We start from the raw sequence: 20,498 nt of genomic DNA, 5'->3' as shown, positions 1-20,498 counted from the left end.
TATTGGTTTTAAATTTTTTTAAGCATCCAAACGTTACATGAATAATGGCCTGTATTTCCCATTGGTTTGTCTAAATTAAGAAAACCATTTTTTTTGTATAATTTTCTAGCAGCTTCCATATAAGGCATGGTTTCTAGATAGCAACCTTCAAAACCAAACTCTTTTGCTTTTTCTAAACATTTAGAAATTAAACTTGTTCCCAAGCCTTTTCCTCTTGCAATTGGTAAGAAATACATTTTTTGAAGTTCACAAATATTAGTTTCACAATTGTCTAACTTGGCAACTCCTGCGCCACCAATAATTTTAGCATTATGTTCTAAAACAAAATAGGCAACTTTTTCTTTTTGGTAGGTTTCAAACATGAAGTCTGTAGCCTTATCTTCATAAGCGGTTCCTGTTTTAGGAGCACCCATTTCTAAAATTACACCTCTAATTACTTTAGAGAGTTCTAAATTATCTGTGGGCTTTATTTCTCTTATAATAAAATTTTCACTTGTCATTTATTACCGTATTTTTGCAAGAGCAAGTTACCTAAATTTTATTTTTTTTTGATGAAAAACACATTATTTTTTTTGGTTATAGTTTTATTGATGTCTTGTTGTTCTGTTCAAAAAGAGCCTATCTTTATGAAGGTAGATAATTTGAAGATACTAAGTTTTGAATCTGATACGATAAAATTAAAAGCAGATGCTTTTTTTGAAAACCCGAATGATGTTGGTGGTAAAATTACCACAGAGGATATAAAAGTTTTTGTAAATGGAGCAGAGGTGGCTCAAGTTTTTTCAGATGAGTTTAAAGTACCGGCTAGAAATGAATTTTCAATTCCCTTAATTGCGCATATTCCCACTAAAAACTTCCTGAATTCAAATAAAAACGGCGCTTTAGGTGGTTTGTTAAATTCTTTGATTACCAATAAAGTAAATGTTCAGATTAAAGGAAACTTAGAATATGTTGTTTTTGGATTTAAAAGAGAGTTTTTAATTGATAAAACACAGGAAATAAAAATTAAATTTTAAGATATCACAAATCAATTCTACATAAAACGTTGCTTGCAGATTGCCAAAAACGGATTGGGAACAACGCGTCCGAACCCTTCAGTTGGCGCTGTTATTGTGCATCAAAATAAAATTATAGGAGAAGGCTTTACAGCTACTTTTGGTGGAAATCACGCAGAGGTAAATGCAATTAATTCGGTCGAAAATAAAGCACTTTTAAAAGAAGCAACTATATACGTAACGTTAGAGCCTTGTAGTCACTTTGGTAAAACACCACCTTGTGCAGATTTAATAGTAAAACATCAGCTTAAAAAAGTAGTAATTGGTTGTTTAGATGCTAATAGTTTGGTTGCTGGTAAAGGTATAGAGCGTTTAAAAAATGCAAATATAGAAGTTGTAGTTGGTGTTTTAGAGGATGAATGTAGAACACATCACAAACGATTTTTTACGGTGCAAGAAAAAAAGCGTCCTTATATAATTTTAAAATGGGCAGAAACCAAAGACGGATTTGTTGCTCCAAAATCGAAAAATGAAAACAAACCCGTTTTTATTTCTAACAAATATTCACAACAATTGGTGCATAAATTACGAAGTAAAGAGCACGCTATTTTAGTGGGGACAAATACCGTTTTAGCAGATAATCCTAAATTAAATGTTCGAAGTTGGTTTGGTGAAAATCCTATTAGAATTGTCCTAGATCGTACGTTAAGAATTCCCGAAAGTGTACATATTTTAGATGGAAGCGTACAAACGATTTTAATTACTGAAAAAAGAGACGATAAAAAAGACGCAAGAATTAAGAGTTTAGCATTAAGAGAAAATTTAATTTTTGAAGAGATAGATTTTTCTAAAAAGATTGCTTCACAAATTTGTTCAGTGCTTTACAAGCATAATATGCAGTCTTTAATTGTAGAAGGAGGAACGCAAACGTTACAAACTTTTATTGATGAAAATTTATGGGATGAAGCCATGGTTTTTATAGGAGATAATAATTTTAAAGACGGAATAAAATCACCTGAAATTAAAAAGAAATATACGCAAGAAAACATCAAAAAAGATGTTTTAAAAACATATTATAATGATTAAAAATATTGTTTTCGATTTTGGAGATATTTTTATCAATTTAGATAAAAAAAAATTTGCAAATGAGTTACAGAAATTAGGAGTTTTTCAAAATTCTGAAGAAATGCGGCCTGTTTTGCAGCAATATGAAAAAGGACTTATTTCTACGGATGGTTTTTTAACTTTTTTTGAAGAAAAGTTGAATATTCCTTCAGAAAAATTAGTTGCAACTTGGAATTCTATTTTGTTAGATTTTCCTAAAAAACGTTTAGAATTTATTCAAGAATTGGCAAAAAGTAAAAAATATAGACTGTTTTTGTTAAGTAATACCAATGATTTACATATTTCTTGGATAAAAAAAGATTGGGGAATGGACTTGTATCATTCTTTTAAAATTTGCTTTGAACAATTTTATTTGTCACACGAAATAAATTTTAGAAAACCAGATAATAATATTTATGAATTTGTTTTAAGAGAAAACAATCTAATCGCAGAAGAAACACTTTTTATAGATGATACTAAAGAAAATACAGATGGTGCAAAAGCTTTAGGAATTGAGGTTTGGCATTTACTACCAGGTACAGATGATGTGGTAGAATTATTTACTAAAAACCAGCTATAGTTTGATTTTTCTACTTTTAAGCATTCTTTTTTCTACAGGATTATTTGTGATTTTTAAATATTTTGGTATTTATAAAATAAATGTTTTAAAGGCTATTTTTGTAAACTATATTGTTGCTTTTTCAATGGGGTTTTTGTTGGCAAAAAGACAAATACCTATTTCAGAAATTTATTTAGAACCTTGGTTTCCTGGTTCTTTAATTTTAGGCGCGTTGTTTGTTTCTGTTTTTTTTGTAATGGCAATGACATCTCAACAAAACGGAGTTTCGGTAGCGTCTATTTCAGGAAAAATGTCTGTAGTTGTTCCTGTTTTCTTCGGAATAATTTTATACAATGAATCGGTTACCTTCTTAAAAATAGTAGGAATTATTATTGCTTTGGTTGCTGTGTACTTGTCTTCGGTAAAAGAAGGTAAGTCAGAAAATAGAGGCACTTTAGTGTTTCCTATATTACTCTTTTTAGGCTCTGGTACTATAGATACGTTTTTAAAATACGTACAAGTAAACCACGTAGCAGATGAAGACGTTTCTATATTTTCTGGAAGTTTATTTGGCATTGCAGCTATTTTCGCTCTGGTTATTTTGGTGCTTAAAACAATTAAAAAAAGAGAAGCTTTCGGCCTAAAAAATATTATTGCAGGTGTTATTTTAGGGGTTCCTAATTATTACTCGATAGTGTTTTTAATAAAAGCTTTGCAAAATAACGAATTTGAGAGTTCAACTTTATTTACCATAAACAATGTGGCAATTGTAATTCTTTCTACTTTGGTTGGTTTGTTACTTTTTCAGGAGAAATTTAGCTTAAAAAATAAAATAGGCGTTGCTTTGGCAATTTTAGGAATTGTATTGGTTACAATTGCATAGAACTTCATCATTGAATATTAAAATAGTTTTGCTATTCTAATTTCAATATTTAAAAATTTACAATGGAAGACGTTTATAAAACGATAGAGAAACCATCTAAAGAAACCCTTTTTAAAGAAAAAGGAAGTAAGTTCTTTGGGTACACTTTTCCTGTTTTAACTGAAGAAGATGTAAAAGAGAGCATAGAAGAACTTCGGAAAAAACACCATGCTGCACGCCATTTTTGTTACGCTTACCAATTAGGTATTGAGAAAATTAGGTTTAGAGCAAATGATGATGGGGAGCCAAATAACTCTGCAGGAATGCCAATCTATGGGCAAATTCAGTCTTTTGAAGTTACTAATATTTTAATTGTTTCTGTTCGGTATTTTGGAGGAACAAAATTAGGTGTTGGCGGCTTAATTTCAGCGTACAAAACTTCTGCTCAAATGGCATTAGAAGCTTCTTATATTTTAGAGAAGACCATAAATATTGAATATAAACTGACTTTTAATTACGATTTGATGAACCCTGTGATGAGAGTTGTCAAAGAAAAAAATATAAACATAGTGAGTCAGAAATTAGAAATGGATTGTCAGTATATCATTTCCGTAAGAAAAAAGGATGCGGATTCAATTTTTGCAATTTTTAACAATTTATATAAAGTTGATGTGAAGGTTTTAGAATAATTTTTTGTTTTTAAATAAAAAAAAAGTAACTTTATTTTCTTACTTAAAGGTTGGTGAATTTGGTGAAGTTATTCTTTAAAATAAATTGTTATGAAATTACGTCGCATCGCATATACTAGTAAAGCTACTATTCATTTTAGTAAGCGTACTTTGTTAGATTTACTACATGATTCTAGAGCTTACAATTCACTAGACAATATTAGTGGGGTTTTAATTCATAAAGATGGTTATTTTCTTCAAATTATTGAAGGAGAACTGGATGATGTTAATGATTTACTTGCTCGTCTTGTTAAAGATTCACGTCATATTGATTTTAAAATTATAGACGATCGTATTTCAGACAGCCGGATGTTTTCTGACTGGGCAATGGGTTGTGCAGATTTCGATAATTCTTCTCTAGCAATGATACCTGGTATTCGCACAGATTTAACAGACCCGAAAGTAATTGATAGTATTATTAAGAGGCTACCAGAATTTGCTAATATATTAAAAGGGAGTCTTACAAATCTTCAAATTTATGGGTTTGATAAAGAATAGGCAGTCAAATGATATTAATATCCCAAACCTTTTAATAAATAATCAGGACAACGAGTTGGTTTCATTGTTTTAGAATTCAAAAAAGCTAACACCGAATTTCCGGTACAAATGAGTTCGTCATTTTGGTTTTTAATTTCATAATCAAATTCAATCTTTACCATAGGTTTTTTTTTCAAAAAAGTATGAATTGTTAATATGTCATCATAAAGTGCAGATTTTATAAATTGAAACTGTATCGAAATTACGGGCAGCATTATGCCACTCATTTCCATGTCTTTGTAAGTAACTCCTAAAGAGCGTAGCCATTCTGTTCTTCCTAATTCGAAGAATTGAGCGTAGTTACCGTGGTACACAACGCCCATTTGGTCGGTTTCAGAATATCTAATTCTTGTTTTTGTTGATGATTTTTTCAATTATTATAGATAAAGTTTATTTTAGCATTTTACGCAAAAAATAGTTAATAATCAATAGCAAATTGATTTTTTTATACTGAATTTTATTCACACTTTTGTATAACCTAAAAAAGCAGGTTAGATTCTCTTTTTTTACCCTATTTAATAACTCTATAAGTACCCAAAACAATAAATGAATTTAACTGCTGAATCTGTTTGGAATGATTGCTTGTCCTTTATAAAAGACAATATTAAACCACAAGCATATAAAACTTGGTTTGAACCTATCAAGCCCGTAAAACTTTCAGGAGAAGCATTAACAATACAAGTGCCTAGTAAGTTTTTTTACGAATGGCTAGAAGAGCACTACATTAAATTGTTAAGAGTTGCATTGGTAAGACAATTAGGTAGTGATGCTAAATTGATTTACGACGTGAAAATGGAAAACAATTATAGCAGTAACAGGCCGCAAATTGTTAAAATTCCTAGTTCTAACAGAGATCCGTTAAAACCACAAAATGTTACAGCTCCTGTAGATTCTAGTAAAAGAGAATTAAGAAACCCTTTTGTAATTCCAGGACTACAAAAGGTTAAAATAGAATCTCAGTTAAATCCTAATTATAATTTTGCTAACTTTATAGAAGGAGACGCTAATAGATTAGCACGTTCTGCAGGTATGGCAGTTGCCAATAAACCAGGAGGAACTTCTTTTAATCCGTTATTAATTTACGGTGGTGTTGGTTTAGGAAAAACACATTTAGCACATGCTATTGGTGTAGATATCAAAGATAAATATCCAGATAAAACAGTGTTGTATATTTCTTCGGAAAAATTCACACAACAATTTATAGACTCTGTAAAATCGAACACAAGAAATGATTTTATTCACTTCTATCAAATGGTAGATGTGTTAATTATTGATGATGTTCAGTTCTTATCTGGTAAAGCAGGTACACAAGATGTTTTCTTCCATATTTTTAATCATTTACATCAAAATGGTAAGCAAGTAATTTTAACATCAGACAAAGCACCTGTAGATATGCAAGACATAGAACAGCGTTTGTTATCTCGTTTTAAATGGGGATTGTCTGCAGAATTACAAGCACCAGATTATGAAACTAGAATTTCTATTTTAGACAATAAATTGTTTAGAGATGGTGTAGAAATGCCAGAAGAAATTGTTGAATACATTGCTAAAAATATAAAATCTAACGTTAGAGAGTTAGAAGGTGTTATTATTTCGATGATTGCACAAGCTTCTTTTAATAGAAGAGAGTTCTCTTTAGAATTGGCAAAACAGATTGTAGATAAGTTTGTTAAGAATACAAAAAAAGAGGTTTCTATAGATTATATTCAGAAAGAAGTTTCTAAGTATTTTGATATGGATGTTGCTACCTTACAATCTAAAACAAGAAAACGCCATATTGTACAAGCACGTCAATTAGCAATGTTTTTTGCGAAGAGATTAACAAAAACGTCTTTAGCCAGTATTGGTAACCAAATTGGGCAAAGAGATCATGCAACCGTTTTACATGCGTGTAAAACAGTAGACAATCTAACCGAAACGGACAAGCAATTTAGAAAATACGTAGACGACTTAACAAAAAAGTTAACGTTTTAAAAAGAAAACTTTTTTTAAACGATACTTCATTTAATTTTACTCTGATGAAAAAAGTACTGATGGTTTGCTTAGGGAATATTTGTCGTTCTCCATTGGCAGAAGGTATTTTAAAATCTAAAGTAAATACGGATGCTGTTTTTGTAGACTCTGCAGGAACTGCTGCTTATCATGTAGGTAACCCTCCAGATATACGTTCTATTTATATTGCGAAAAAATACAAAATTGACATCACAAATCAACAAGCAAGAAAAATCACAGTAAAAGATTTCGATTTTTTTGATTTTATTTATGCTATGGATGATAGCAATTACAACAACATACTTTTGTTAGCCAGAAACAAAGAAGATGAGCAGAAAGTAAAAATGATTTTAAAAGAATCAAACCCCACTAAAGATTTATCAGTTCCAGACCCGTATTATGGTGGAGATGCTGGTTTCGAAGATGTATATAAAATGTTAGACGAAGCTTGTACTGCTATTTCAAGTAAACTATCTTAATTAATTATTTGGGCAATCATCAGTAAAAAACACATACAACAGTACTTAAAATATAAGAAATGATTGGTAAACTCTATTTAATTCCCACAACATTAGGAGATACAGAACCTTTAGAGGTAATGCCTCTATCTGTAAAAAAAGTAGTGGAAGAAATTGATTATTACATTGTAGAAAATGAAAAAACTGCAAGAAGGTTTATCAAGAAAATTGCACCAAAAAAATCGCAACCATCTTTACAATTAATGTCTTTAGATAAATATGCAGAAGAAATTGAAACGAGAAGGTATTTAGATGTCTGTAAAGAGGGTGTTAACGTGGGGTTATTGTCTGAAGCGGGTGTGCCAGCAGTTGCAGATCCAGGAGCGAGTATTGTAAAATTAGCACATGAAAACAACATTCAGGTTGTGCCTTTAGTCGGTCCAAGTTCTATTTTAATGGCAATGATGAGTTCTGGTATGAACGGACAAAACTTTGCTTTTAACGGCTATTTACCAATCGATAAAGGAGATCGAAAAAAAGCAATTAAAGATTTAGAAAAGTTATCTAAAGATAAAAATCAATCTCAAATTTTTATTGAAACCCCTTATCGAAATGAAAAAATGTTTGCAGATTTAAAAGCGGCATTAGCACCAACTACAAACTTATGTATTGCTGCAGATATTACGCTGCCGTCAGAATTTATTAAAACACTTTCTGTACAAGATTGGAACAGTCAAACACCAAATTTACATAAGAAGCCGGCTATTTTTATTATTCACAAGTAGCAAATAATAATATTAGCCTTTATGTATTAGTAAATATAGAAACAAAAAAAAACACTTTATTAGACTCTTGAAGTCTAATAAAGTGTGTTTTTTTTGTTATTAGGAAAGTAGATTAAACTTTCGCGTTTTTATCTGCTATAATATTAGAAACATTGTAATCTGCAAATTTCTTTAAGTAAGATTGAATACTTGAGCCGTATGCATCAGAAAAACGTTGAGAACCATAACTTCTTAAAAACTTCTTTACGTTTCCAGCACCACTTAAATGAGCAGCTGCTAAAATTCCTGATTCTGTTATTTTAATACCGTTCATTGTTTTACCAACAGACCGTTGAATGTCTTTTCTCAAAATCCATTTATTAACTTTGCACAAAGCTACAAATGCTTTTTCTTGTAAACCTGGGTTTTTTAAAAAGTCTTGTGTATTATAAATGTCGAATCTATGTAAAGTAGTTCTACCAAACTGATATTTTCCTAAATATCCTAAAGTATTTACAGTTTCATATTTTCCTTGAGATTCTTTAAAAGCGACTGCTTCTTTAAAAGCAACAAAATCTCTTTCTAAATAAAAAATATCATTTCCTATAGATTTAGGAAAACTTAATTTAGTTAATGCTACTGCTTCTGACTTAGAAACATTTTTTTTATCAATGGATGTTGCATTGATAAAAAGGATAACTACACTGAATAATAGAATTTTATTTTTGATAAAATGTATATTTCTGTTTTGCGGATGCAAAATTACAATATAATTTAAAAGTAATTGATTATCAATATGTTAAATTTTATTAAAAAAACAAATAGTGAAGCTTTATTTGGCCTTTGGTATTAAATTCTAGTGTTGGAGAAGGAATCTTTATGAAATTAACAATAGAAAAGACCGATTGTAATATTTTTGATTTTGTGTCTATTTTTGTCAAATCTAGATCTAAACTCAAATAAAATTGTCTGTAAGGGGTTTGTAGTGTTGGGTTCGTTTGTCTTGTTTCGCCATATAACATTCCTTCAGCACCATAACCAAAAGCTACATTTAACCATTTAGGGAAGTTACTTTCCTTGTGAAAAGACCAGATATTAGCAGAAAGCCAATATGTCTGCCCGTTATAATCTTTTAAAGATTGTTGTAAAAAGTTTTCGCCTAAAGTCTTTGGTCGCTGTTTTGCGTAACTAGTTTGATGAAAAGAGTATTTAACGGTAATTCTCTGCTCGTTCCATAATAATTCTTGACCAACTAATAAACTTGTTCCTGCGGCATTTGCTATAATATCTCCTGGTGACGCACCCCATTCTTTAGAAAAACCATCTAAGACTTCTACGGTAGTTAAAAAAGTAAAACCTAAAGTAGCCCCGTAAATAAGTTGATTTCTTTTAGAAACTCCAGTCCAATCTAAAACGTCCATACCTATTTTGCCTAAGTAATAAGAAGTCATAAAATGACCTGCTTTATCCATTTGCTTCCAGTCGTTATTATCATTTTTAAAATGAAAATTAGACTGAGCATAATCTTTATACCAGAGTTCGTTTAACGCCAGTAAAGTTCCACTCGCTAAAACACTTTCAGAAATAATTACAGCGTTTCTTCTTTTGGCATTTAAAGTATCAGATTTTTTAAAAAAGGGAGCTTCTTGTCCATAACAAAAAGTTGTTACCAGAAGTGATAGCCAACAAAATACGAAGCTTTTTTTTTTCAAAATTTATATAATTAAAAAATCAACTATCTATTTACACCTTGTGCGCTTAACCATCGTTGGTATTTTGCTGCATTTCTATTGTGTTGTGTTAAGGTTTTTGCAAACTCATGATAGCCAATTTTATCGATGCTAGCACACATATAAAAGTAGTTGTGTTTAGTAGCATTTAAAACGCCGTCGATTGCAGAAATATCTGGCATAGAAATTAAAGTAGGTGGTAAACCTTTATTTTTATAGGTGTTGTACGGAGAGTTAATTTCTAAATCTACCGTTAAAACTCTTTTCACAACGTAATCTTGCCCTTTTATTTCTTTTACACAATAGATAATTGTAGGATCTGCTTGCAAAGGCCAACCATTTTCAAGACGATTTAAATACAAACCAGCAACAATTGGTCTTTCAGAATTTTGTGCTGTTTCTTTTTGAACGATTGAAGCCAAAGTACTCACTTCTTCTTTTGTTAGATTTAACTTTTTGGCTTTTTGAAGTCTGCTGTCATTCCAAAATCTCTTATAAGCAACCAACATTTTAGATCTAAAATTTTCTGGAGAAACCGTCCAATAAAATTCATACGTATTTGGTATAAATAGTTGGAGTACAGATTTATCCGTTAAGCTATTTTTAGATAAAAATGTATCGTCTTTAAAAGAAGTTAATAAAGAAATAGAATCTGCATTTATTTGTTCTGCAATTCTACCAGCAAATTTCTCTAGAGTATCTTGATTGTTAAAAGACAATTTAAAAGGGGTTTGTCTTCCGCTTCGCAACATATTAACAAGATCATTATTAGACATCCCTACTGTTAAAACATATCTACCAGGTTTAGGATTTGAAAAGTCCTTTTTAGCTGCAACCCAAAGAAAAGTTTCTGGGCTTTTAGAATATTCTTCTAATTCCTTTTTAATATCTAACAAACTATTTGTAGCTGTTACGTATAGCACATGTTCTTTTGTAATTGCTTGTCCGAATATTTTTTGATAATAGTTGTAACCAAACATTCCACCAATTATTAAAAGGGCAGTAAATGTGTAAATAATTTTTTTCTTCAATTGTCTGTTTATTTAGGCTGTAAAGTTACTATTTAATCAATTGAAATAAGATTTCATCTTTAAATTTTCCTTCGGATAAAATCCACTCTTTTTTTACACCCACTTTTTCAAATTTATGTTTTGTAAATAAAGAAATACTTTTAGCATTATCTGAAGTAATATTCGCATATAATTGATGTAAATTCAAATGAGAAAATGCATAATTAATTAAAACGGACAGTGCTTCTGACGCATAACCATTTTGTTGAAAATCGGGATGAATTAAAATCCCAATTCCAGCTCTTTTATGTTGCGGATTAAAATCAAAAACATCAATCATTCCTAATTGTCTTTTTGTTGATTTGTCTTCTATTAATAAGCGTAGTTGTTTTGCTTCAAAAATATCTAAATGTGCATTTTCTAAGTACTGTCTCAAAATAAATTTAGAAAACGGAGTTTGAGTATGACTTATTTCCCAAAAAGATTCGTTATTTTCTATATTGTATAGAAAGTCTAAATCTTCTGGCTCTAAAGCACGTAAGTTAATATTTGGTCCTTCTAGATTTTGCATTAAATTTGTATTTGACCTTTAAAAACAAAAGTAGCAGATCCTTTTAAAAACACGTTTTGGTAAACGCCATTTTTTTCTGTAAAAGAAACCTCTAAATTTCCACCTTCTACAGGCAATGAAATTAAATTACTAGTTGTTTTATTTATTTTGTGCATTGCAATTGCAACTGCTGTAACACCCGTTCCGCATGCTAAAGTTTCATTTTCTACCCCTTTTTCATAGGTTCTAACTTTAAAAGTAGCCTCATTAATTTGTTCTACAAAATTCACATTACTTCCAGGGGCTGCATATGAATCTCTTATTTTTTTACCGTTTTCATAAACGGGGTAATTGTCTAAACTTTCAACCAATTCCACATGATGCTGTGTTCCTGTATACGTAAAAACGGAGTGCTCATTTACTTGTAAATCTTCAACATCAATCATTTTTAGAGAAACAATACTATTTTCTATTTCAGCAAAATGAGAACCATCAACAGCAATAAAGTTTGTAGTATTTTTAATAATGCCTAAATATTTTGCAAAAGCAACAGTACATCTTCCTCCATTTCCGCAAAAAGTTTCACTACCATCAGCATTGAAATAAATCATCTTGAAATCAAATTCAGTGTTCTTTTCAATCAAAATAACACCATCTGCGCCAATACCAAAATTCCTGTCGCAAAGATGAGAGATTACTTTAAGGTTTCCTTTAGGAAATACTTTTGTTCGGTTATCTACCATTACAAAATCGTTTCCTGTTCCTTGATATTTATAAAAATTCAAATTCATACAACAAAGATAAGTATTTCGCGTATAATTAATGGTTGTTAAAAAGTGGTTAAAGTCCGTTAAAAAGAAGTTAAACAGATTTTTTTAATATGTTAAAATTATATCTTTGGATAACAAAAATAAATAAAAATGAAAAAAGCATTCAGTTTTCTTGGTATGGCAATTTTAGGAGGAGCACTTACTTTGGGTGGTTACAAGATGCTATTTAATGATCAAGTAGTCATAGAAAGAGCAGTTCAAAATCCTATAGAAACGGTTCCAACAAATTATAATCCGAATTTTAAAAGCACTGGTTCGGTAGAAATGTCTACAGATTTTACAGTTGCTGCAGACAAAACGGTACATGCTGTTGTTCATGTTAAAAATACGGCAATTAGAACGCAAACAAATCAGTTAGATCTTTTTTTCGGAAGAGGAAACGGACAAAGACAGTACGAACAAGTTGGTACAGGAAGTGGTGTTATTATTTCTGAAGATGGTTATATTGTAACGAATAATCATGTAATTGATGGTGCAAGCGCATTAGAAATAACATTAAATAATAAAAAGAAATACAAAGCAGAATTAATAGGAAGAGATGCCGCGAATGATATTGCTTTATTAAAAATTGATGCAGGTATAGATTTGCCGTACGTAGCTTTTGCAAATTCAGATAATATAAAAATAGGAGAATGGGTTTTAGCGGTTGGGAACCCTTATAACCTAACGTCTACCGTAACTGCAGGAATTATTTCTGCTAAAGGAAGAGATTTAGAAGGAAACAGAAATATAGAGTCTTTTATACAGACAGATGCAGCTGTAAACCCTGGGAATAGTGGAGGGGCTTTGGTGAATTCACGCGGCGAATTAATAGGAATAAATACCGCCATTTCTTCTAAAACAGGTTCTTTTATTGGGTATTCTTTTGCAGTACCTTCTAACATTGCAAAAAAAATAATTGATGATATTCTAGAGTTTGGTACTGTACAAGAAGCTGTTTTAGGAATTCGTTTCTTACCAGCTGAAGATGATAAGGTAGAAGGTGTAAGAATAGCAGACGTAGAAAAAAACCAAGGAGCATCAAATGCAGGTTTACAAAAGGATGATATTATTGTAAAAATAAACAGTGTTAAAATTTCTAAGTTTTCTGAATTAAGAGGGCAATTAACGGCAAAAAGACCAGGAGAATCTGTAGCTATTACTGTTGTAAGAGATGGAGATTTGTTGGTAAAAAATGTGACATTGACAAAAAAGATAAAGGCTATTACTGTAACAGCACTGGGTTGGGAATTAAAAGAGTTGTCTAAAGAAGAAAAGAAACTTAGAAAAATCAATAGTGGAATAAAAATAGTTAAGGACACTAAGTATGGTTTAAGTAACTACATTATTACTAAAATAAACGATAAAGAAGTGGATAATGCTAAAGAAACAGCTGCTCTTTTAAATAAATTATACAACCCTAAATATTCTAATAATATTATAGAGTTGATAAACTTAGAAGGAGAAAGAGAAAGAATTCGTTTTTAAGAAAGTATTTTATCTATTAAAAAATCCTGATTTTAAATCAGGATTTTTTTATTTTAAAACTTTTAACGAAATCGATTTCGTGTTGTGAAAAAAATAGATACTTTTGCCGAAAATTTAATTATAGTAACACAACTATGTCAACAAAAGTAAATTACAACGAAGAAGTTTTATTACAAGCACAAACAAGAAGAGCTACAGTAGAATTTATTAATATCGTAAACGGTTTATGGTATGATAAATCGATTGAATTGGTGCTTTTTAAAAACCCTTTAGTAGATAAAAGAGCTAGTGAGGTTTTAAATCTAATAGAGTATGCAAGAGAATTTGTAAACAAGCCAATTTCAATTCTAGATGCTTTAGATATTGCAAAGGCAATTCAGCAAATAGATTTACCGTCTTCTAAATTAGACATTGGTAAATTGGCCTACGAATGTTATTTGAGTTCAGAAAACTGTGAGGACAAAGTTGCTTTTGTTCAAAACAAGTTAAAAGACGCAACAGTCGCAAAAGACATTCAACCAAAAGACGTAGTTTTATATGGTTTTGGTAGAATTGGGCGTTTATTAGCTAGAGAGTTAATGACAAAAATGGGAAAAGGTTCTCAGTTAAGGTTGCGGGCAATTGTAATTCGTGGAGAAATAAATGAGACTATTTTAGAAAAAAGAGCTTCTTTATTAAGTGTAGATTCTGTACACAGAGACTTTTTAGGAACGGTTCAAACAGACGTAGAAAACAGTGCACTAATTATTAACGGTACCACTGTTTATGTGATTTCTGCAAATAGCCCAGAAGATATCGATTATACAAAATACGGAATTAAAGACGCGCTAATTATAGACAATACAGGAGCTTTTAAAAATGACGTTGAATTAAGCAGGCATTTAAAATCGAAAGGAGCAAGTAAAGTTTTAATTACAGCACCAGCAAAAGGAGTTCCTAATATTGTTCATGGTGTAAATCATAAACAAAATAACCCAGACAAAGAAAATATTTTTTCTGCTGCCTCCTGCACAACCAATGCAATTACACCAATTTTAAAGGTGATAGAAGATAATTACGGAATTAAAAAAGGACATTTAGAAACCATTCACGCATATACAAACGACCAGAATTTAGTGGATAATATGCACAGTAAATATAGAAGAGGAAGAGCTGCAGCTTTAAATATGGTCATTACAGAAACAGGTGCAGGTGCAGCAGTTGCAAAAGCAATACCAGCTTTAGCGGGCAAACTAACTTCTAACGCAATTCGAGTTCCTGTTCCGAACGGTTCTTTGGCTATTTTAAATTTACAATTAAATACCAAAGTGACAAAAGAGGGCGTAAATTCTTTAATTAAAAAATATGCTTTAGAAGGTGATTTAGTAGAGCAAATAAAATACTCTATAGATAATGAGTTGGTTTCTTCAGATATTATTGGAACGACTGCGCCATCAATATTCGACAGTAAGGCAACCATTACAGACAATGAAACTATTGTAATTTATGTTTGGTATGATAATGAATACGGTTATTCCCACCAAGTAATTCGCTTGGCAAAACACATCGCAAAAGTGAGAAGATTTACCTATTATTAATGAAACGCTGTTTTAAAAAGTTGCAAAGTAACAAATTTAAAACAGCTAGTTGAAATAATCCCGGTTTTATAACGGGATCTCAAATTATAATAACACTTTTGATGCAAGTGTATTCAATGGAAATTGAATGTAAAACTCCGATACATTTTTTGTCTCGGGGTTTGTTTTTTTAGAAGTTATTTTCTGTTTGGAGTTTATCTTGAGCCAAGGCGAAAGGCACTCGCTTTTTTATAAAAAAAAAGCGTTCAACCAAATGCTTCAATCAGGACTAAGCTTAATTATCAATTTTTGACATAAGGATAAAGCCTGAAGAACCTAAAAAGAGTCTCATCAAAAGAAAAGATATTTATGTTTTTTATGTGCCTTCGTGTTAAGAAATAGACTTTATAAATAAATTGCAATTAGATATTAATAAAAAAATAATCTTTTCCGTAATTTAGCATTCAAAATAAAAAGAATGAATATTAAACCAATAATTATAACCATCTTATTTTTTACTGTTTCAATAAATTCACAGGAAAAGTTGCCATATCATCAGATTCCTCAAATGAAGGAAAATTACACAGCACAAAATACTGTTGCAAGAATGATAGATGGTTTAGGTTTTAGATATTATTGGGCAACAGAAGGTTTGCGTGCCGAAGACTTAGCATATCAGCCACAAGGAGAAGGGAGAGATTGTCAGAAAACCGTAAATCATTTATACGATTTATCTAATATGATGTTGCGTTTAATAAAAACGGAATTCAAACAAGAAATAGAAAAGGAAAAAATGACGTTTGTAGAAATGAGAAAACAAACACTTTTAAACCTGCAAGCGATAAGTAATAGAATTAAGGCAAGTAAAAACTTATCAGAATTTACAGTAAAAAAAGAAAGTAAAATTAGTGTTCCCTTTTTTAATGTAATTAACGGTCCAATTGCAGATGCAATTTGGCATGCTGGTCAAGTAGCCAGTTTTAGAAGATCTTCTGGGAATCCTATAAACTCTAAAGTAAATCATTTTACAGGAACTGTAAGAGAGTAAAATAGCATTTACTTTAAAAAAAATGCCTTTTTGAGTGCAGTCGATAACTTATTAATTTTAATAAAATTTTCGATTACGCTCAAAAAGACAACTTAAAAATATATTTTAAATTTTATTCTTCCTCAAAGAATTCAATTTTACAATCCATTTCTGGCTTTAAAAATTCATTTTTACTCATAAAATATTCCGAAGTAATTAAACGATAACCCGTATCATTTTTTTGCAACTCCCAGATAATATCATCTGCTTCTTCAAATTCTTCTTCTCCATTTAATTGTTTTCCAAACAAACGAATAATCACATTATGACTGTCTAAATTCTTCGCAAAACATTTTAGTACAATTTCTTTGGTTATTTCTTTATCAGCATTTAATAAAGGAGTAATTTCAAAATCTACAATCGTTGCTTTTGTATTGGGAAACTTCCCGTTATACGCTTTGTGTAATAATTGGTTTACGTTAAAAAGTTCTTGGTGTAAACTAATTTCAGGGTATTCTTCCGAAATTTTATCAACCAACATTTCATAAGAAAGAGAATCTATTTGTCCTTCATTTAAATGGTTACCTAATTTATATTCTAATACAATTGCAGCAGCTTCATGTGTCTCGTAATCAGCAATTGCCATAGATAATAATTCTTGTAGTTCTTCTAGATTGTCACTTTGTGCATCCGGGAAATCAAATTTTTCTAAAAGTGCTTTTAAATCTTCTACATTCCAAGCGTTTGGAAGTGCTTCAACTGTAGAAATTTTATGTATTTTTATAGCGTATTTCATTTTTTTAATTCATTTTTGAATGAGCTTTTAAAATACATTTTTTTAAATTCAAATACAAGTTTTTCTATAAATATATTTATGAATACTGAAGAAAAAATACAACAACTTCGAGACGAATTAAACAACCATAATTACAATTATTATGTGTTAGATAATGCCACTATTTCCGATTTTGATTTCGATATCAAATTAAAGGAATTAGAAAAGTTAGAAAAAGAGAATCCAATTTTTTTTGATGCAAATTCACCAACGCAAAGAGTGGGAGGAACCGTTACTAAAAATTTCAAAACAGTTGTTCATAAAAATAGAATGTATTCTTTAGATAATTCGTATTCCAAAGAAGATTTATTTGATTGGGAAAAAAGAGTTGAAAAAGTGTTAGGAAGCACAGATTTAGAATTTACATGTGAGTTAAAATTCGACGGAGCATCCATCAATCTAACGTATGAAAATGGTCAGTTTATAAAAGCAGTAACGCGTGGCGATGGTTTTCAAGGAGATGAAGTCACTAATAATGTGAAGACGATTCGTTCCATTCCGTTATCAATAAAAAAAGATTTTATTTCAGATTTTGAAATGCGAGGAGAAATCATTTTACCTTTAGAGGGTTTCATTAAAATGAATGAAGAACGTTTAGAAAACGGAGAAGAAGAATATAGAAATCCTAGAAATACCGCAAGCGGAAGTTTAAAATTACAAGACAGTTCTGAAGTTTCAAAAAGACCTTTAGACTGTTTGTTGTACCAAGTAGTAACATTAGAAAGAAAATATAAAACGCATTTCGAAAGTTTAGAAAATGCGAGAAAAGTTGGTTTCAAAGTTCCAAAATCTATAAAACTAGCAAAAACAATTGATGAAGTGTACAATTTTGTGAATTATTGGGATGCCAATCGTCATGAGTTACCTTATGAAACAGACGGAATTGTAATAAAAGTAAATAACTTACAACAGCAAGAAGAGCTTGGGTATACAGCAAAAGCACCTCGTTGGGCAATTGCATACAAGTTTAAAGCAGAGCAAGTTTCTACCATATTAAATGAAATTACGTATCAAGTTGGTAGAACGGGTGCAATTACACCGGTTGCAAATTTAAATCCAGTTCAATTGGCAGGAACCACTGTAAAACGAGCGTCTTTGCACAATGCAGATCAAATTGACAAATTAGATATTAGAGAAAAAGATACTGTTTTTGTAGAAAAAGGAGGAGAGATTATTCCGAAAATAATAGCAGTAGATTTTACAAAACGTCTAGAAACTTCAATACCAACAATTTATGCAACCAATTGTCCGGAATGTAATACCGCACTGGTAAGAACAGAAGGTGATGCAAAACATTATTGTCCGAATGAATTCGGTTGTGCGCCACAAATAACAGGAAGAATTCAGCATTTTATTTCTAGAAAAGCCATGGATATTGATGGTTTGGGAGGAGAAACGGTAGATTTATTACGCAAAGAAGGATTGATTCAGAATTACGCAGATTTGTACGATTTAAAAGTTGAACAAGTAATTCCTCTAGAAAGGATGGCAGAGAAATCTGCTCAAAACATGATTACCGGAATCGAGAAGTCAAAAGAAATTCCGTTTGAAAAAGTATTATTTGCACTCGGAATTCGTTTTGTTGGTGAAACGGTTGCTAAAAAATTAGCAAAACACTTCAAATCGATAGACAATTTAATGAAGGCAACGTTCGAAGAACTGGTAAAAGCAGATGAAATTGGAGATCGCATTGCCCAAAGCATTATCGATTTTTCAAATAACTTAGAAAATATGCAATTAATAAACCGTTTAAGAAGTTACGGATTGCGATTAGAGGTTTCTGCAGAAAGTTTAGAAAACCAAACCGACAAGTTACTAGGGCAAGTTTTTGTAGTCTCAGGTGTTTTTCATCAACTATCGAGAAACGAACTCAAAAAAGCGATAGAAGACAATGGTGGAAAAGTAAGTGCATCAATCTCTAAAAAAACAAATTTTATTGTTGCAGGCGATAATATGGGGCCAAGTAAGTTAACAAAAGCGCAAGACTTAGGGGTTTCAATAATTTCAGAACAAGATTTTATAGATAAAATCAATTAAATAAACTTTGGTATCTATTTTGCAGTAGAGCATCCAAGAACATAAACCTATATTCTTAAAAGGTGTTTTTCTGTCAAAAATAAAATCATAAACAAATTCAAATAATCTTTTTTTTGAAAAAAATACTATACCTATATATAATGACAATTTCGTTTCTTACTTTTTCACAAAAGAGAGGTATAGATTCGTTGCCTAAAAACATAGATGAATATATTTTTGTAAAACCAGGAGATTCAATTGTTATACAACTAAATGAAATTGCACTTTTGCCAAAACCTAAATTCAACTCGCAAGAAGACATTCGATATTATTTGTGGTTTAGAAAAAAAGTGTACAAAGCATATCCGTTTGCAAAATTAGCTTCAGAAAGATTAGATAGTTTAAACGCTAGATTAGAAAGAATCGATTCAAAAAGAAAGAAGCGACAGTACACAAGGTTAGTGCAAAATTACGTTGAAGGTGAATTTACAGACCAGATGAAAAAAATGACCACTACAGAAGGTCGTATTTTAATTAAATTAATTCATCGTCAAACCGGTAAAACTGTTTTTAATAATATAAGAGGACTCAGAAGTGGTTGGAAAGCGTTTTGGTACAACGTAACTGCCAATATTTTTAAGCTCTCTTTAAAAACAGAATACCTACCAGAAACAGTAAATGAAGATTTTTTAATAGAAGATGTGCTGCAACGTGCTTTTCGTGACGATAAGTTGCAAGCGCAAAAATCTAAATTAAATTTCGATTTCCTAAAAACGATAACATCTAAGAAAGCAAAAATCAACGTAGAAGAATACAAGTTGATGTTTTCTAAAATGAAAAAGAAAAGAAAGAAGAAGAATTAGTATTTATTTTTCTTGGGTGTTCCCACACAAAAGGTGTGGTCGGGCTTTACATTATATCTTTTTATGAGTTATTTATTCAGAATACTTTTTTTTTAGTAAGTTTATTTATTTGCATCAGCAGACACTTACCCCTTGTTTGAACATAAAAAGGATGTCATTTCAATCCCTAACACAGTCATTTTTGAAAAGGATTATCCATTCTAAAAAAAGAGATGAATGTCAAACAAGCTTTTCAGACGTGTTTTTTTAACTTTTTTACAGTTAAAAAACACGTTGTTTAGTATAATAATACCTAGTAAAGTATATATTCAATAAGAATTAGATCCTTTTTTTTTACGTTTTCATATAAGCTTATGTGTTAATAATAGTAACCGAAGTAACTAAAAATAATAAGAATTAGACGCTTAAAGAATTTACACCCTAAAAAACATAAAAAAAAAGAGAAACAGCCCCCACGATAACCCCCATATTTTCAATGATTTAAGTTCTATTAAAAAAACAATTTAAAAAAAGGCAAAAAAAACAGTTGAGATATTAAAAAGGTGTTGTAAGTTTGCACCCGCTAACAGGAATATTAGTTTGTTAGTTTCGTTCATTGAGAGAGTTGTTTTCAGT

22 protein-coding genes are annotated in these 20,498 nt (G+C 30.6%); 14 read left to right on the top strand and 8 right to left on the bottom strand.

Annotated features, from left to right (window positions below; genetic code table 11):
• Window positions 1–8: 8 nt before the first annotated feature.
• Window positions 9–500: a GNAT family N-acetyltransferase gene (locus ES045_RS13235; protein ID WP_147116770.1), complete on the bottom strand. Its 492-nt coding sequence runs from the start codon at window positions 498–500 to the stop codon at window positions 9–11.
• Between the two features lie 126 nt (window positions 501–626).
• Here ES045_RS13235 and ES045_RS13230 point away from each other — a divergent pair, with 126 nt between their 5' ends.
• From ES045_RS13230 to ES045_RS13205, 6 genes are all read left to right on the top strand, one after another.
• The gene (locus ES045_RS13230) at window positions 627–1,016 is read left to right on the top strand and encodes an LEA type 2 family protein (RefSeq protein ID WP_223267254.1); all 390 of its coding nucleotides are present in this window, start codon (window positions 627–629) and stop codon (window positions 1,014–1,016) included.
• A 21-nt stretch (window positions 1,017–1,037) separates the two neighbouring features.
• Window positions 1,038–2,081, top strand: coding sequence for a bifunctional diaminohydroxyphosphoribosylaminopyrimidine deaminase/5-amino-6-(5-phosphoribosylamino)uracil reductase RibD (gene ribD, locus ES045_RS13225; RefSeq protein ID WP_147116768.1), 1,044 nt, complete (start codon window positions 1,038–1,040; stop codon window positions 2,079–2,081).
• Complete coding sequence (locus tag ES045_RS13220) at window positions 2,074–2,679, top strand: HAD family hydrolase (RefSeq protein ID WP_147116767.1); 606 nt, start codon at window positions 2,074–2,076, stop codon at window positions 2,677–2,679. Before ribD ends, ES045_RS13220 begins: the two co-directional genes overlap by 8 nt.
• Window position 2,680: 1 nt before the next feature.
• A complete protein-coding gene (locus ES045_RS13215) occupies window positions 2,681–3,541 on the top strand; it encodes an EamA family transporter (protein WP_147116766.1) in 861 nt (286 codons plus the stop codon).
• A 62-nt stretch (window positions 3,542–3,603) separates the two neighbouring features.
• Window positions 3,604–4,209, top strand: a complete 606-nt coding sequence (locus tag ES045_RS13210; RefSeq protein WP_147116765.1) for an IMPACT family protein — start codon at window positions 3,604–3,606, stop codon at window positions 4,207–4,209.
• 90 nt (window positions 4,210–4,299) lie between these two features.
• The gene (locus ES045_RS13205) at window positions 4,300–4,746 is read left to right on the top strand and encodes a BLUF domain-containing protein (protein WP_147116764.1); all 447 of its coding nucleotides are present in this window, start codon (window positions 4,300–4,302) and stop codon (window positions 4,744–4,746) included.
• 14 nt (window positions 4,747–4,760) lie between these two features.
• On the opposite strand, the gene ES045_RS13200 is transcribed toward ES045_RS13205, so the two are convergent.
• The gene (locus tag ES045_RS13200; protein ID WP_147116763.1) at window positions 4,761–5,159 is read right to left on the bottom strand and encodes an acyl-CoA thioesterase; all 399 of its coding nucleotides are present in this window, start codon (window positions 5,157–5,159) and stop codon (window positions 4,761–4,763) included.
• 172 nt (window positions 5,160–5,331) lie between these two features.
• On the opposite strand from ES045_RS13200, the gene dnaA reads away from it, so the two are divergent.
• The 3 genes from dnaA to ES045_RS13185 are packed head-to-tail and all read left to right on the top strand — an operon-like array spanning window position 5,332 to window position 8,020.
• Window positions 5,332–6,759: a chromosomal replication initiator protein DnaA gene (dnaA, locus tag ES045_RS13195; RefSeq protein ID WP_147116762.1), complete on the top strand. Its 1,428-nt coding sequence runs from the start codon at window positions 5,332–5,334 to the stop codon at window positions 6,757–6,759.
• Between the two features lie 44 nt (window positions 6,760–6,803).
• The gene (locus ES045_RS13190; protein WP_147116761.1) at window positions 6,804–7,256 is read left to right on the top strand and encodes a low molecular weight protein-tyrosine-phosphatase; all 453 of its coding nucleotides are present in this window, start codon (window positions 6,804–6,806) and stop codon (window positions 7,254–7,256) included.
• A gap of 59 nt (window positions 7,257–7,315) precedes the next feature.
• Complete coding sequence (locus ES045_RS13185; RefSeq protein WP_147116760.1) at window positions 7,316–8,020, top strand: SAM-dependent methyltransferase; 705 nt, start codon at window positions 7,316–7,318, stop codon at window positions 8,018–8,020.
• Window positions 8,021–8,132: 112 nt separating this feature from the next.
• Here the strand turns inward: ES045_RS13185 and ES045_RS13180 are convergent, their stop codons facing one another.
• The 5 genes from ES045_RS13180 to dapF are packed head-to-tail and all read right to left on the bottom strand — an operon-like array spanning window position 8,133 to window position 12,080.
• Entirely contained in the window at window positions 8,133–8,759 is a 627-nt protein-coding gene (locus ES045_RS13180; RefSeq protein ID WP_147116759.1) for a peptidoglycan-binding protein LysM, read from the bottom strand.
• A gap of 49 nt (window positions 8,760–8,808) precedes the next feature.
• Window positions 8,809–9,711, bottom strand: coding sequence for a DUF2279 domain-containing protein (locus tag ES045_RS13175; protein WP_147116758.1), 903 nt, complete (start codon window positions 9,709–9,711; stop codon window positions 8,809–8,811).
• Window positions 9,712–9,734: 23 nt separating this feature from the next.
• Window positions 9,735–10,760, bottom strand: a complete 1,026-nt coding sequence (gene mltG, locus ES045_RS13170; RefSeq protein ID WP_147116757.1) for an endolytic transglycosylase MltG — start codon at window positions 10,758–10,760, stop codon at window positions 9,735–9,737.
• Window positions 10,761–10,788: 28 nt separating this feature from the next.
• On the bottom strand, window positions 10,789–11,310 hold the full coding sequence (locus tag ES045_RS13165; RefSeq protein WP_147116756.1) for a GNAT family N-acetyltransferase: 522 nt from the start codon (window positions 11,308–11,310) through the stop codon (window positions 10,789–10,791).
• Window positions 11,310–12,080, bottom strand: coding sequence for a diaminopimelate epimerase (gene dapF / locus ES045_RS13160; RefSeq protein ID WP_147116755.1), 771 nt, complete (start codon window positions 12,078–12,080; stop codon window positions 11,310–11,312). The genes ES045_RS13165 and dapF overlap by 1 nt, the downstream gene beginning before the upstream one ends.
• Before the next feature lie 129 nt (window positions 12,081–12,209).
• On the opposite strand from dapF, the gene ES045_RS13155 reads away from it, so the two are divergent.
• From ES045_RS13155 to ES045_RS13145, 3 genes are all read left to right on the top strand, one after another.
• Window positions 12,210–13,586 carry a trypsin-like peptidase domain-containing protein gene (locus ES045_RS13155; RefSeq protein ID WP_147116754.1) on the top strand — a complete coding sequence of 459 codons (1,377 nt, stop codon included), beginning with the start codon at window positions 12,210–12,212 and terminating at the stop codon, window positions 13,584–13,586.
• Between the two features lie 134 nt (window positions 13,587–13,720).
• On the top strand, window positions 13,721–15,163 hold the full coding sequence (locus ES045_RS13150) for a glyceraldehyde-3-phosphate dehydrogenase (RefSeq protein ID WP_147116753.1): 1,443 nt from the start codon (window positions 13,721–13,723) through the stop codon (window positions 15,161–15,163).
• Window positions 15,164–15,620: 457 nt separating this feature from the next.
• Window positions 15,621–16,190: a hypothetical protein gene (locus ES045_RS13145; RefSeq protein ID WP_223267253.1), complete on the top strand. Its 570-nt coding sequence runs from the start codon at window positions 15,621–15,623 to the stop codon at window positions 16,188–16,190.
• A gap of 112 nt (window positions 16,191–16,302) precedes the next feature.
• Here ES045_RS13145 and ES045_RS13140 read toward each other — a convergent pair whose 3' ends face one another.
• A complete protein-coding gene (locus ES045_RS13140; protein ID WP_147116752.1) occupies window positions 16,303–16,965 on the bottom strand; it encodes a hypothetical protein in 663 nt (220 codons plus the stop codon).
• A 78-nt stretch (window positions 16,966–17,043) separates the two neighbouring features.
• On the opposite strand from ES045_RS13140, the gene ligA reads away from it, so the two are divergent.
• Both ligA and ES045_RS13130 read left to right on the top strand, forming a co-directional pair.
• Window positions 17,044–19,041, top strand: a complete 1,998-nt coding sequence (ligA, locus tag ES045_RS13135) for an NAD-dependent DNA ligase LigA (protein ID WP_147116751.1) — start codon at window positions 17,044–17,046, stop codon at window positions 19,039–19,041.
• A 140-nt stretch (window positions 19,042–19,181) separates the two neighbouring features.
• Window positions 19,182–19,883: a DUF4294 domain-containing protein gene (locus ES045_RS13130; protein ID WP_147116750.1), complete on the top strand. Its 702-nt coding sequence runs from the start codon at window positions 19,182–19,184 to the stop codon at window positions 19,881–19,883.
• Window positions 19,884–20,498 lie beyond the last annotated feature (615 nt).

It is taken from the genome of Polaribacter sp. IC073, from assembly GCF_007997075.1.
GTDB lineage: Bacteria > Bacteroidota > Bacteroidia > Flavobacteriales > Flavobacteriaceae > Polaribacter.
The sequence above is the reverse complement of the archived record's forward strand: the minus strand, read 5'-3'. Positions and strand labels throughout refer to the sequence as shown.

Excerpts from the sequence above, each read along its gene's own strand:
- ES045_RS13235 (WP_147116770.1), bottom strand. The coding sequence starts at position 500 with ATGACAAGTGAAAATTTTATTATAAGAGAAATAAAGCCCACAGATAAT.
- ES045_RS13230 (WP_223267254.1), top strand. The coding sequence starts at position 627 with ATGAAGGTAGATAATTTGAAGATACTAAGTTTTGAATCTGATACGATA.
- ES045_RS13220 (WP_147116767.1), top strand. The coding sequence starts at position 2,074 with ATGATTAAAAATATTGTTTTCGATTTTGGAGATATTTTTATCAATTTA.
- ES045_RS13210 (WP_147116765.1), top strand. The coding sequence starts at position 3,604 with ATGGAAGACGTTTATAAAACGATAGAGAAACCATCTAAAGAAACCCTT.
- ES045_RS13205 (WP_147116764.1), top strand. The coding sequence starts at position 4,300 with ATGAAATTACGTCGCATCGCATATACTAGTAAAGCTACTATTCATTTT.
- dnaA (WP_147116762.1), top strand. The coding sequence starts at position 5,332 with ATGAATTTAACTGCTGAATCTGTTTGGAATGATTGCTTGTCCTTTATA.
- ES045_RS13190 (WP_147116761.1), top strand. The coding sequence starts at position 6,804 with ATGAAAAAAGTACTGATGGTTTGCTTAGGGAATATTTGTCGTTCTCCA.
- ES045_RS13185 (WP_147116760.1), top strand. The coding sequence starts at position 7,316 with ATGATTGGTAAACTCTATTTAATTCCCACAACATTAGGAGATACAGAA.
- ES045_RS13165 (WP_147116756.1), bottom strand. The coding sequence starts at position 11,310 with ATGCAAAATCTAGAAGGACCAAATATTAACTTACGTGCTTTAGAGCCA.
- dapF (WP_147116755.1), bottom strand. The coding sequence starts at position 12,080 with ATGAATTTGAATTTTTATAAATATCAAGGAACAGGAAACGATTTTGTA.
- ES045_RS13155 (WP_147116754.1), top strand. The coding sequence starts at position 12,210 with ATGAAAAAAGCATTCAGTTTTCTTGGTATGGCAATTTTAGGAGGAGCA.
- ES045_RS13150 (WP_147116753.1), top strand. The coding sequence starts at position 13,721 with ATGTCAACAAAAGTAAATTACAACGAAGAAGTTTTATTACAAGCACAA.
- ES045_RS13145 (WP_223267253.1), top strand. The coding sequence starts at position 15,621 with ATGAATATTAAACCAATAATTATAACCATCTTATTTTTTACTGTTTCA.
- ES045_RS13140 (WP_147116752.1), bottom strand. The coding sequence starts at position 16,965 with ATGAAATACGCTATAAAAATACATAAAATTTCTACAGTTGAAGCACTT.
- ligA (WP_147116751.1), top strand. The coding sequence starts at position 17,044 with ATGAATACTGAAGAAAAAATACAACAACTTCGAGACGAATTAAACAAC.
- ES045_RS13130 (WP_147116750.1), top strand. The coding sequence starts at position 19,182 with ATGACAATTTCGTTTCTTACTTTTTCACAAAAGAGAGGTATAGATTCG.